The 14,179-nt window shown below is 46.2% G+C and carries 7 protein-coding genes; 5 read left to right on the forward strand and 2 right to left on the reverse strand.

Annotation, left to right across the window (positions count from 1 at the left end; genetic code table 11):
• The first annotated feature begins 397 nt into the window (after positions 1 to 397).
• A complete protein-coding gene (locus IE103_RS11500; RefSeq protein ID WP_189346238.1) occupies positions 398 to 4,327 on the forward strand; it encodes an ATP-binding protein in 3,930 nt (1,309 codons plus the stop codon).
• 336 nt (positions 4,328 to 4,663) lie between these two features.
• Here the strand turns inward: IE103_RS11500 and IE103_RS11505 are convergent, their stop codons facing one another.
• Positions 4,664 to 6,127: a glutamate synthase subunit beta gene (locus IE103_RS11505; protein WP_189346239.1), complete on the reverse strand. Its 1,464-nt coding sequence runs from the start codon at positions 6,125 to 6,127 to the stop codon at positions 4,664 to 4,666.
• A 257-nt stretch (positions 6,128 to 6,384) separates the two neighbouring features.
• Positions 6,385 to 11,067 carry a glutamate synthase-related protein gene (locus IE103_RS11510; RefSeq protein ID WP_189346240.1) on the reverse strand — a complete coding sequence of 1,561 codons (4,683 nt, stop codon included), beginning with the start codon at positions 11,065 to 11,067 and terminating at the stop codon, positions 6,385 to 6,387.
• Between the two features lie 827 nt (positions 11,068 to 11,894).
• Between IE103_RS11510 and IE103_RS11515 the strand changes: the two genes are divergently transcribed.
• The 4 genes from IE103_RS11515 (at position 11,895) to IE103_RS11530 (ending at position 14,089) form a co-directional block, all read left to right on the forward strand.
• Complete coding sequence (locus IE103_RS11515) at positions 11,895 to 12,224, forward strand: DUF6966 domain-containing protein (RefSeq protein ID WP_189346241.1); 330 nt, start codon at positions 11,895 to 11,897, stop codon at positions 12,222 to 12,224.
• 94 nt (positions 12,225 to 12,318) lie between these two features.
• Positions 12,319 to 12,735, forward strand: coding sequence for a hypothetical protein (locus IE103_RS11520; RefSeq protein ID WP_189346242.1), 417 nt, complete (start codon positions 12,319 to 12,321; stop codon positions 12,733 to 12,735).
• Positions 12,736 to 12,848: 113 nt separating this feature from the next.
• Positions 12,849 to 13,217: a hypothetical protein gene (locus tag IE103_RS11525; RefSeq protein WP_189346243.1), complete on the forward strand. Its 369-nt coding sequence runs from the start codon at positions 12,849 to 12,851 to the stop codon at positions 13,215 to 13,217.
• Between the two features lie 224 nt (positions 13,218 to 13,441).
• Entirely contained in the window at positions 13,442 to 14,089 is a 648-nt protein-coding gene (locus tag IE103_RS11530) for a hypothetical protein (RefSeq protein ID WP_189346244.1), read from the forward strand.
• Positions 14,090 to 14,179: the final 90 nt, after the last annotated feature.

Genomic DNA, 14,179 nt, shown 5'->3' on the forward strand with positions numbered 1-14,179 from the left:
TCGATTCTGATCGAAGCATAGATTCCTTGGCATGCGCCAAAGTTCAATACTGCAATGCTTGATTGCACCACTCACTGGCATGCCTTAATTTAAAAATCACTTCTATTGAAGATACGCCTCTAACGTCAGAGGTGTATTCAACTTGCTGAGTTCATACCAAAGCATATTGACAAGTAAATTATTTAAATTGTTCTCATCCATCACAAATGTATGCGTACAGCAACTGTTTCATATCACTATATGACATTTAAACAGTCGTGAAGCACTTAGCACAAAAATTCGATGCTAAATTAGTGCTAGAGCGAATTGTAAATCGCCCTATCAAAATCGGATTACAAGTTAAATCGGTGTATTTGCATTTACGTCAATGTCTTTCAAATGAGAAGGAGGATGCGCAGTGCGGTTATTTGGGGATTCGTTCAACGCTAGCATCCACTTTTTACTTGGCATCGTGCTCTTGTGTAATGCGATGTATGCCAACGGACAAGTGCCGCAAACCACAAATACGATCGCCCCTATCGCGCCCATGCTGGGCTCGCCTATTATCCACAATTACGATTCCAAAACGTATAAAGCACACAGCCAAAATTGGATCTCCGTTCAAGATCAGCGCGGCATTATTTACTTTGGTAATTCTTCTGGCTTAATTGAATTCGATGGGCAGCGTTGGCAGAAGATTACAACCACTGGTAACCCTATTGTCCGCGCATTAGCGATTGCCCAAGATCAAACGATTTTTTATGGTTCTATTGGCGATCTTGGCTATCTCGCCGTGGATAAAAAAGGCAAAGTCGAAGCGATCTCGCTGCTGGAAAAGATTCCTACCCACGAGCACAACTTTAATGATGTGTGGCAGATTGAAATCACCTCGCATGGAACTTACTTTTTAACGCGTAGCAGAATTTTTCGTTACCACCAAGGTCAGATCAGCGTCATAAATGGAAAGTTTGCTTCATCGCAAGCGATGGTGATGAATGACCACCTTTTCTATGTGGATAGCGAACTTGGATTAAGTATGATTGCCGCTGGCGAAATCACCGCACTTCCGGATTTTGCAAAAGTGGCTAACGGTAAACGTGTAGTACTAAGTTCTTTTGGCCCACATCAAATTCTTGCAGCACGTGCTTCAGGCGACTTTCTTACACTCGATCTCGGCACACTCTGGAACGATACACAAAAAACTTACCGCGCTCATAGCAACGATAAAACAGCAACGCTGATAAGCAAATTCAACACAGAAATCGATGACTACATCAGCATCGATCAACTCTTTCTCTACAAGATGATACCGGTAGGTGAACAACTATTTGCCATCAGCACTATCAAGGGCGGCCTCATACTGCTCAATCGTCAAGGGAAAATACATGCGGCAATCAATCGCAATGCGGGCTTGATCGACAATACAGTTGCCAGTGTGATGCTCGATAAAGCCAACAATCTTTGGGCGAGCACCAACTCAGGTATTTCTCATATTGAATTGAGTGTGCCACAAACTGTTTATAGCGCGCGCAATGGCATCGATGGAATTTCGATCTCTAGTATCGCGCATCAAACTGAGTTTTATGTTGGTACCTATCAAGCCATACTCAGACAAGTACCGTTTCACTATAAGCAATCACACGACGCCGCGCAGTTCGTCGCTATTCCCAATAGCCCGAGCGAGATTTGGCAGTTCAAAGAAATCGGCGGTGATCTGATGATTGCCTCTAGCCGTGGTTTATTCAAACTCGCAAATAATCAAGTGCAACGCATCAACGATTCTGGCACCGATGGCTATGCAATTGGTACTTCGCCACGTTGGCCCGATTATCTATTTATGGGAAAAATGGGTGGACTTGAAATTTTCAAACGCGAAAATAAAGAATGGAAGTTACTCCATCGATTCCCACAAATTCACGAAAACATTCGACGCATTAGCGCCGATGCTAGCGGCGATTTATGGTTATCTTCTGAAGTGCAAGGATTAATTCGCCTGCACTTTACAGGTGATGATCCTAGTCAAATTAGACTGCAACGAATCGGGCTTGAGCAAGGCTTACCGCATCTGAATGGAAATCGCGCCAAATTTATCGATGACACTTTATTCGTTACCACCAGCAAAGGGCTGTATAGCGCAAACATCGCTGCATGGTCAGATACCGCAGAACAAACACAATTTAAACCAGACCCACGTTTTGGTGCACGATTTAGTGATGGCAGTCTTGGTGTAAGCGATATCAATGTGGTGCAAGCAGGCACTTATCTATTACAAACCGCAGAAGGTGTACAACTACTTCAACGCAAACCAGACGGTAGCTTTGAAAATAATAGCCAAGCATTTCGTGGCTTGAGTGCAAACGACGAATCAGCCTATGTGCATCCTGATGGCAGTATTTGGTTAATGGGAGAAAACCTTTATCGCATTAATACTCAAGCAGAAAAAAACTATACGCAAGCATTCTCCACCATGATAAGACGCGTGGCGGCGAATACTTCCGAGGTCATTTTTGAAGGTAGCTATGGCAATCAAGCTGCCATTGAGAATGCATTGACCGCTTTCCAATTAAAGCAAACGGCATCTTATACTCCACAACTCGCTTATCAACAAAATGCCTTAATGTTTGAATTTTCTGCCGACTTTTTTGAGAAGCCAGGTAGCACCCAATTTCAATATCAATTAGAAGGTTTTGATCCAGATTGGAGTGAATGGAGTAGCATCAGTTCCAAGGAATATACCAATATCCCAGAAGGTAATTATCACTTTCGTGTCAGAGCTAAAAATATCTACGGCACCATATCGGACGAGGCAGTTTATCAGTTCAGTATTCTGCCACCGTGGTACCGCACCCATTGGGCGTACGCCTTATGGATCATCATGATCGGCGCCACCATATTTGGTGGCATACATCTATACACGCTGCGCTTACGTGCCAATAAAAGACACTTAGAACAAGAAATCATAGAACGCACGCGAGAAGCCATGCTGCAAAAAGATGCCGCCGAACAGGCAAGGCATAAAATCGCGCTACTAGCAGAGATGGGTAAGCAAATCACCGCCTCGTTAGAAGTTCATGCAATCGAAAAGAGCCTGTACACCTTCGTCCAAGAACTAATACCAGGCAACACCTTTGGCATAGGCATTGTTGATTGGGAACATCGCGTCATTCGCTTCGACTACGTGATCGAAAATGGACAAGCAATTCCATCTTATCAACGCAGTCTGGATGCAAGTGAACAACCTGCGACACAATGTGCACTGTCGGGCAAAGAACTACTCCTCAATGAACTAACCCTAGACACTAGAGAGCTAGACAGCTTCATTAGTCTCGAATTTAATACCAGCCAAATTAAACTCGCTGACAATCAAGCGATGAAAATGCCACGCTCCGCGATTTATGTACCAATTATGTTGAACCAGCGCGTGATAGGCGTGATCGCAGTACAAAGTGAAGATAGCAATACCTACCAAGAAAATGACGTCACCATCCTACGCTCGCTCGGCTCTTATGCAGCAGTAGCGTTTGACAATGCGAGTTCTTATCAACGCCTGCAGATAACGCAAAGTAAATTAGTCGAACAAGAAAAACTAGCGGCGTTGGGTTCGCTCGTTGCAGGCATCGCGCATGAACTTAACACGCCTATCGGCAATAGTTTACTCACCGCGAGTTCGCTTGATGAACTCAGCGAACAATTAGTACAAGATGTTCAATCGGGAAGCATTCGGCGCTCGCGTTTAGAAAATTTCAGTGCGCAAACCAAAACCGCTTGCACGCTGTTAATGAGAAATTTAGAAAATGCCGCCAATCTGATTACCAGTTTCAAACAAATTGCGGTTGACCAAACCTCCGACAAACGACGCGTATTTAACTTACAAACCGTCACCACCGAAGTCGCCTCCACGCTAGGTGGACGGATACGACGCGATCTACATCAACTCAAAATTCAAATCCCTTCGGATATCGAATTAGACAGCTACCCCGGCCCCTATGGGCAAGTAATCAGCAATATGATCATCAACGCACTGGTGCACGCGTTCGACGAAAAACACAGTGGTGAAATTCGTATTACGGCCAATCGCATTAATTTAGATAAAGTACGAATTCAAATCAAAGACAATGGAAAAGGCATCAGCGAAGACAATCTCAGCCGCATCTTCGATCCCTTCTTTACCACCCGCATGGGCCAAGGCGGAAGCGGCTTAGGCTTACACATCAGCTACAACATCGTCACCGCGATTTTGGGTGGTAATATCAAAGTCAAAAGCCGCATTGGAAAAGGCACGATATTTGAATTAGTCCTGCCACTGATTGCGCCCAATCCATCAACAGAGATAGCTACGAAAAAATAGTTCTTAAACCTATGCATACTTGTATCGTTCAAAAGACCTTGTCGAATGAATAAGCTTAAAGTGTTCGACAATTCCTAGGATACAAAGATACTTTTTAATCAGGACGCTCAATGCAAAACACTTCTCTAAATGCACTAACAATTTAACTCTAGCCATCACTTGTGTCTATCAGGCGTACTGTCACCAACTTAAGTACTACATCAACAATATTGCACGATAAGAAGATATCGAATAAAAAAACCTCCAACACATCTGATAAAAGACACATTGGAGGGAAGCCTTAAACAACACGGTGCTACTCAAAATTTTGGTACAACTGCAGTCACCACAGAATAATCATCGTGGCAAAACGGATTCTCCCATCAAGAACGCATCAACTTCACGTGCGCATTGGCGGCCTTCGCGGATTGCCCATACAACTAAAGATTGACCACGGCGCATATCGCCAGCTGCGTAAACTTTTTCTACATTGGTTTTGTAGCAGCCTTCACCATCGGTCGTAGCGCGTGCATTGCCGCGGGCATCTTTATCGACACCGAAGGCTTCTAAAACTTGGCCAACTGGTGAGACGAAACCCATCGCTAACAGTACTAAATCTGCCTTCATTTCGAATTCAGAATCAGGCACTTCACTCATCTTGCCGTCTTTCCATTCGACGCGACATGCGATCAGTTTTTCTACTTTGCCGCCCTTACCTTCTAAGCGTTTCGTCGCTACTGCCCAATCACGATCACAGCCCTCTTCATGCGAAGAGGATGTACGTAATTTGGTAGGCCAGTAAGGCCATACTAAAGGCTTGTTTTCTTGCTCTGGTGGTTGTGGCATCAGTTCAAATTGAGCGACTGATTTTGCGCCATGTCGATTCGAAGTTCCTACGCAATCTGAACCTGTATCACCACCACCAATCACGACCACGTGCTTACCGCTTGCCATGATCTGATCTTTATATTTGTCTCCTGCATTCACCTTATTTTGCACCGGCAAAAATTCCATTGCGAAGTGCACACCTTTGAGCTCGCGACCAGGCACAGGCAAATCGCGCGGCACTTCTGCGCCACCTGCAACGATCACAGCATCAAATTCTTTTTTCAACTCGTCGGGAGACACTGTCTCTTTTGACCAGTTTGTAATATTGCTTGGGAAATTTTTACCGACTAAAACGCCAGTACGAAAAGTCACTCCCTCTGCTTGCATTTGTTCAACGCGACGGTCGATATGAGATTTCTCCATTTTGAAATCAGGAATGCCGTAACGCAGCAAGCCTCCAACGCGATCATTTTTCTCAAAAACTGTGACATCATGACCAGCGCGCGCTAGTTGCTGAGCCGCCGCCAAACCTGCTGGGCCAGAGCCGACAATCGCCACTTTCTTACCAGTCTTCTGCGCCGGAATTTGTGGTGTAACCCAACCATTTTCCCAGCCTTTGTCGATGATGAAGTGTTCAATCGATTTGATGCCGACTGGCAGTTCGTTGATCCCGAGTGTGCAAGCAGATTCACAAGGTGCTGGGCAAATTCTTCCAGTGAACTCTGGAAAGTTATTCGTTGAATGCAGCACTTCCAAAGCTTGTTGGTAGTTGCCGTTATAAGTCAGATCATTCCAATCAGGGATGATGTTATTGACTGGACAGCCGTTATTACAAAACGGAATGCCGCAATCCATACAACGTGCAGCTTGGATCTTGGCTTGTCCATCATCCAAGTGCATCAAAAATTCTTTGTAATGCTTCAGGCGTGTTTTAGGCGCTTCACTCGCTTCTTGCAAGCGCTGGTATTCCATAAAACCGGTTACTTTTCCCATGATAAAACCTCTAATTTGCTAGGCGCTATGCGCGTGTTTTAACTTTTTAAATCTTTTTGTAAAGGCCGCTGTAAGCGCAGATTCGGAGTCGTGAATTCCCTCCCCTTCAAGGGGAGGGCTAGGGTGGGGATGGGTTTTGGTGGTACGAACAAACAAACCCCATCCCCATCCCAACCTTCCCCTTGAAGGGGAAGGAGTAATACCAAACCACCGTTTCTCTGCGACCTCTGCGCCTCTGCGGCGATGTTACTCAGCCCTTAAGCCGCTTTTTCCAACTTCAAAGCAGCCTGTTCCGCTACATACATCTCAGCCAAGGCGCGTTTGTATTCGTTCGGGAATACCTTCACAAACTTCGCGCGGCTGCGTGCCCAGTCGTCCAGCAAATTACGCGCACGGGTGCTGCCTGTATGTTTGAAATGACGTTCAATCGAACTACGCAAAATCGCTTCATCCGTTTCACGCTGACCACCGCGTGTTTTCGCGTGCCACAGAGATTTGTCTATGGTTTTCTCTTGCTCATCACCCGCTAACACCGATTCCAAACTCACCATCGCCATATTGCATTTCGCTGCAAACTCGCCGTCTGGATCGTAGACATACGCAATACCGCCTGACATACCTGCTGCAAAGTTACGACCGGTCGCGCCGAGTACCACCACCGTGCCGCCTGTCATGTATTCGCAGCCATGATCACCCGTGCCTTCGATGATCGCTAATGCACCAGAATTACGTACCGCAAAACGCTCGCCCGCTACACCGTTGATGAAAGCTTCACCGGCAATTGCACCGTACAACACTGTATTGCCACAAATGATGTTATCGACTGCCCAACCACGGAATTCGGTATTTGGACGGATGATGATGCGACCACCTGACAAGCCTTTACCAACATAGTCATTGCCTTCGCCAACCAAATCCAAGGTCACACCACGTGCCAAGAACGCGCCAGCAGATTGGCCCGCTGTACCTTGTAACTGCACGTGGATAGTGTCATCGGGTAAGCCAGCATGGCCGTAACGTTTCGCCACTTCACCCGACAACATGGCACCAACCGTGCGGTTTAAGTTTTTAATTGGCTGGATGAAAGAAACTTTTTCGCCGGTTTCCAAAGCCAATTTCGCTTGTGCGATCAACTTATTGTCGAGTGCCTTATCCAAACCGTGATCTTGGTCTTCCACATGACGAACCGCAGCATCAGCACCCGCATCCACTTGATGGAAAATGCGACTGAAATCTAAGCCCTTGGCTTTCCAGTGCGAGATCGCTTTCGACTTGTCTAACAGATCAACGCGACCAATCAATTCGTCGTAAGTGCGGATACCCAATTGCGCCATAATTTGACGCGCTTCCTCTGCGACGAAGAAGAAATAGTTCACCACATATTCTGGCTTGCCAGAGAATTTCTTACGCAGTTCTGGATCTTGTGTTGCCACACCGACCGGGCAAGTATTCAAATGGCACTTGCGCATCATGATGCAACCTTCCACCACCAATGGTGCTGTCGCAAAACCGATTTCATCAGCACCCAACATCGCAGCAATCACCACGTCACGGCCAGTCTTCATTTGACCATCAGCCTGTACGCGAACACGACCACGCAAACCATTCAAGACCAAGGTTTGCTGTGCTTCGGACAAGCCGAGTTCCCAAGGCGTGCCAGCATGCTTGATCGATGACAAAGGCGATGCACCAGTACCACCGTCATGACCTGCGATCACGATGTGATCTGACTTCGCTTTGGTCACACCAGCAGCAATCGTACCGACACCCACTTCGGATACCAATTTCACAGAGATCGATGCACGTGGATTGACGTTTTTCAAATCATGAATCAATTGCGCCAAATCTTCGATCGAGTAAATATCGTGGTGCGGTGGCGGAGAAATCAGGCCCACACCTGGCACAGAGAAACGCAATTTAGCGATGTAATCAGATACCTTATGACCTGGCAACTGACCACCTTCACCTGGCTTCGCACCTTGTGCCATCTTGATCTGAATCTGATCAGCGGAACACAAGTATTCTGCAGTCACACCAAAACGACCAGACGCGACTTGCTTAATGCGTGAACGCAATGAATCGCCTTCTTGCAAATCAATATCCACTTCGACTTGATCACGCCCAATCACCGACGCCAAACTCGCGCCCTGCTTGATCGGAATACCCTTCAATTCTTGTGTGTAGCGAGCAGGATCTTCGCCGCCCTCACCGGTATTCGATTTGCCGCCGATACGGTTCATCGCCACCGCCAAAGTCGCGTGCGCTTCGGTACTAATTGATCCCATAGACATCGCGCCAGTTGCAAAGCGTTTGACAATCTCTTTGGCTGGCTCAACCTGATCCAGCGGAATCGCTTTGCTAGGATCAATCTTAAATTCAAACAAGCCACGCAAAGTCATATGACGTTTGGATTGATCATTGATGATCTGTGCGTATTCTTTGTAGGAATTAAAGTTATTCGAACGTGTGGAATGCTGCAACTTCGCAATCGAATCTGGCGTCCACATATGGTCTTCACCACGGATACGGAATGCATATTCACCACCCGCATCCAAAGCATTGGTCAGCACAGGATCGCTACCAAAAGCGGCCTTGTGCAAACGCATCGCTTCTTCTGCTACTTCAAATACACCAATACCTTCGACATTCGATGCCGTACCTTTGAAGTATTTATCGACCAAGGATTTATTCAAACCAACGGCTTCAAAAATCTGCGCGCCGCAGTAAGACATATAAGTCGAGATACCCATTTTCGACATGACTTTATGCAAGCCCTTGCCGATCGCTTTGGTGTAGTTGTAGATGGCTTTTTCTGCGTCGACATCTTTCAGCTTGTTTGCCATGTCAGCGAGCGTTTGCATCGCCAAGTATGGATGTACCGCTTCTGCGCCATAGCCAGCCAACAAAGCGAAGTGATGTGTTTCACGCGCTGAACCTGTTTCTACGACCAAGCCGGTAGTGGTCCGCAAACCCTTGCTCACCAAATGTTGATGCACAGTAGAAGTCGCCAACAAGGCAGGAATCGCCACAAAATTTGCATCCATTTTGCGATCAGTAATGATCATGATGTTGTGACCAGATTTGACCGCATCGACTACTTCCGCACAGATGGATGCTAAGCGCGCTTCAATACCATCTTTGCCCCAAGCGACTGGATAGCAAATATCGAGTTCGTAAGATTTGAACTTGCCGCCCGTATTCGCACTGATATTGCGCAGCTTGGCGATATCGTCGAAATTCAAGATCGGTTGCGATACTTCCAGACGCATCGGTGGATTGATGTTGTTGGTGTCGAGCAGATTCGGCTTAGGACCAATGAAAGACACCAAGGACATCACCATCGCTTCGCGGATAGGATCGATCGGTGGATTCGTCACTTGCGCGAATAACTGTTTGAAATAGTTGTAGAGCGGTTTGAGCTTGTTGGACATCACCGCCAAAGAAGCATCATTGCCCATAGAACCAATCGCTTCTTCACCCGATACTGCCATCGGTTCCATCAAGAATTTAATGTCTTCCTGAGTGTAACCAAACGCTTGCTGGCGATCCAATAAGGACGCAGCTTCTGGCGTATTGTCTGGCTCGCCTTTCAAGGAACTGAGCTTGATACGCACTGAATTAATCCACTGCTTGTATGGCTTGGCATTCGCGTAGGTATCTTTGATTTCTTTATCGTCGATGATGCGACCTGCTTCTAAGTCGATCAAGAACATCTTGCCCGGTTGCAGACGCCATTTTTTGATGATGCGAGCTTCTGGAATTGGCAATACGCCCGATTCCGACGCCATCACCACTAAATCATCGTCAGTAATAATGTAACGCGCTGGACGCAAACCATTGCGATCCAAGGTACCGCCGATTTGACGGCCATCAGTAAATGCCATCGCCGCTGGGCCATCCCATGGTTCCATCATCGCGGCGTGGTATTCGTAGAAAGCGCGACGGTTGTCGTCCATCATGGTGTGGTTTTCCCAAGCTTCAGGAATCATCATCATCATCGCTTGGGCGATTGGATAACCTGCCATCACCAATAGTTCAAGCGCGTTATCAAAACTTGCGGTATCGGATTGACCTTCAAAAATCAGTGGATAGAGTTTTTGCAAATCGTCACCGAGCACCGCGGACTTCATCACGCCTTCACGTGCACGCATCCAGTTGAAATTACCTTTAACGGTATTGATCTCACCGTTGTGCGCAATCATGCGGTAGGGGTGAGCCAATGGCCATTCAGGGAAAGTATTGGTGGAGAAACGCTGATGCACCAAAGCCAAAGCTGACACACAACGTTCGTCTTGCAAATCTTTGTAATAAACGCCGACTTGGTCAGCCAACAGCAAACCTTTGTAGACAATCGTGCGCGCCGACATCGAAGGCACGAAGTATTCTTTACCATGCAAGAGGTGCAAAGCCTCAATCGCGTGTACTGCCGATTTACGAATCACGTACAACTTACGTTCCAAAGCATCGGTCACCATGATGTCTGGACCACGACCGATAAAGATCTGGCGAATCACAGGCTCTTTTTCACGCACAGTCGGCGACATCGGCATTTCACGATCCACCGGCACATCGCGCCAGCCCAAGACCACTTGGCCTTCAGCTCGCACCGCACGTTCGATTTCTTGTTCGCACGCCAAACGCGAAGCATGTTCCTTCGGTAAGAAGATCATGCCCACGCCATACTCACCTGGCGGTGGCAAGTCCACACCTTGCTTCGCCATCTCTTCGCGATAGTATTGGTCAGGAATCTGAATCAACACACCCGCACCGTCACCCATTAAGGCATCAGCACCGACCGCGCCACGGTGATCCAAATTTTTCAGAATCAACAAACCTTGCTCAACGATGGCATGCGACTTCTTGCCCTTAATGTGAGCAACAAAACCGACACCGCAGGCGTCTTTTTCATTACTTGGATCGTATAAACCTTGTGCGTGCATAACATTCCCCTACTTTGCGTGATACCGAAATACCTACTGATGTTTTGCGAGAACCTCCAAATAAAGTTTTGAAAACTCGCAAACAGACAATGAAAATTCAAACTTGGGCTCAAGAATAGTGCAGCGCAACAGGAAAAACAACAAGAACAATTAGGGTCAGAGTTTATAAAAATTGGTCTTATTTTTCATCATTTTTTATTGGGGACGGAGTAAATATAACTATGCGCATTGACCACTATGAAACAGGCGATTAATTATGCTCTCTTGTTGCATTTCGTTTGTGAAGTGGTTATGTGGAGCCTGTGAAAGTTAGTGCGCGCTTTGCACCCAAAAAGGTCATTAGGGCGAAGAACAAACAACAAAATTTGTCCAACTCAGAGGTTCCTTTTGTTAAACTGGACTTATATACAGTATAACAACGAAGCCTCAAGCCCCATCTGCTTTACACAGGCATTAGAACATCATTGCATTAAATGCATGCATGTGTTAACTTTGGTTTTTTCACTTTAAAACAAGTTCCCTGGAAATAGAGAGCTAGTGTGTAAATTTGGGTAACCAAATATAGTACACAATAACTGTATGTTTATACAGCTCGAAAAAAATGCTATTTAGTGAAGCGATGAACACCAGCGCGAATAACGACAAGTCGTTGATTCGGACAGGCGATCATCGCTTCAGGTATAAAGCATTTGAACGGGCAAAATTTTGGAGAGTTCGTGGATAAAATTGCTTTGCCGTTGCTCGCCGCTCTCTATTCCAGAGAACGTTCCACTAGAAAGGGACATCGCAAAAACCGCGATGCCCTTCAGTTAAATAGTTAAGTGCCTATGCATCCAGAAGTCGCAAAATTGGCGAATCTAATTCAAGAGGCGTCTACGTTATTGCTGACGCATGGTGAAAATTCATGGGGAGATCGGCTGCGTGTTGACGCGCAAAGAATACGTAGTTTAGATTTTTATGGCGTTGAGCACATGCTTTCTGCGTTTGGCGGGATGGGTAGTATCAATGATTTAGTGCTTAGCCCGATGAACGGCCATAATATCGAAGAGAAGGATGTCGCTAGTGCGAATAAGAAAATTCAGAACCTTCTTGGACGTATTTATGAAGTTGCGAAGAAGCTCGCCAAAGAGGAAGCAAATGCAACAAAAGACACTTAACAAGACGGTCGGCGGTGAATCGCCAATGGCGATTTCTCACTTTATTAATTTTCCAGTGGCGGCGATCCCGGCACCTCTGCGTTAAGTGTAAGAAATGAGCGCTATCGAATACAAAAACAATGGGTTTCAACTTTCTCTTGATCCTCTAGAATTCGAGGAGAGAACAAGCTCAATCGCTTTTTCAATAAGCCTTTCATTAAAAGCAAAACCTCACTATAGCCTTTTGACACAAAGCATTGAATATAAATATCCTCATGTTTGGGTAGAAACAGACGAATTGAATCGCTTTGAGAAGGAGCTAAAGGAGAAACCAAAAGCGCAGCTCAGAAATATGAGCGGCTGCGTTTTGTTTTCGGTTTATGAAATAAAAGGAATTACTCAGTTAGAAATAAATCCCGAAGGCGAACATAGCTCTTCAAAAGAAGAGCGTATCCACGCTAAGGTTTTATTAGGGGCTGGCGTAAAACAGGCTCTATCACTCTCATTTAGTGAGTATCCGAAATGGTGGTAGCGGCACTTAACAAGGTCATCAAGCTGATGGTTTGTAAGTCGCCAATTTGCGCATGGCTTCGCCATTATTGCGCAAACCGTCAACTTACAAACCACAGCTTATAACAACGTTCTATGCGTACTCTTCTCGCTGTGTTGAGTTTTATTGCGTTGCTAGGATGTACAGAACAAGCATCGACCAACACGCCTCTTCTGTCCAATCCTACATCCGAGTCTTTTGACGACATGCTGAGCCCTGATGATCCACACTTTTCCGTTGAGGAGCGACGTGTTGTTTTGCGCGTGCAAGCCTACCTTGAGAAGAGCGCACAAAAGTCGGTCGATGCACGCTACAGAGTTAAACAGACGAACGAGGGCTTTGAAGTATTTGCTATTTTTATCCGCGGCTACTCAAATGGCCGCCCTTTAACCGCACCCGGTGGCCACGTTACATTGATTTTGCATTCAGATGGCAATGTTATTCGTTACATACCAGGAGAATGAGGCAATGACCGAACTTAACATTACATTCGAGGATGACGGCGTGATATTGTTTTGGTTTCGTATGAGCGGCGTTGTGCGGCTCACCTCAAATCAGCGTTAAAGCCCCTCCACCTCGCCTAATTCAACCACCTGATGGCACATTGTGGATTAGACCAACAACTTCCGCAGACGCAGCAAGAACTGAATAAGTATCAGCACTCATGTTCACTTTCCTTCGAGTTCATATGCAACTTCACATACCAATCCCACACATGCGTAAATTGATGATCACCAGCTTAGTTCTTTTCTCTACGCTGACTTGCGCAATCGCCCAAGATATCGGCACTGCATTTTCGATTCTGAGACCGGGAAATTTCCAAGACGAAGATCTTGATAAGTTTACTTTTCCAGCTTACGGCTGGCTGGCGCTGGTCGTCAAAGATGGGCGCTGGGAATTGATGCCAACTAAGGTCAGCATTGAGAATCAAGTGGTGACATCGAACTATGACAAGGCCATTGCGTTACTACACGAGTGTAGCCTTACACCAGGAAAAGTCGATACCCCCAATATGAAATTTTCTGGTGAACGAAGGCGTCTGTTTAAAGACGAACCCGGCACGATCAAAATGAACTACAAAGGTATGGAGTATGGCCTCACCATGAACAAATCCGGCAAGATTACGCTTTATAACGGCGTACTTAGCACGACCTTAGAGGAAGTTCGTGCTGGCGTATCACTGGTGTGGGCAGGCGACCTCGATAAAGATGATAAGCTCGATCTCATTATTGAAACCGAGACAGAAAACAACGCAACTTACTGCCTGTTCCTATCGGGTACGGCTGGAGAGAAAGCATTGGTGAAAAAAGTAGGATGTCAGTTCTATAGCGGCTAAACTCGTCTTTAATCTTGTACCCAAACTCGAAGACCAGTCTATGGTTCTGAGCTGCAAAGCAAATTTTTCACCTACACATTAGTATTTTCG

The sequence above is a fragment of the Affinundibacterium macrobrachii genome, assembly GCF_014652415.1.
Taxonomy (GTDB): domain Bacteria; phylum Pseudomonadota; class Gammaproteobacteria; order Burkholderiales; family Burkholderiaceae_D; genus Undibacterium; species Undibacterium macrobrachii.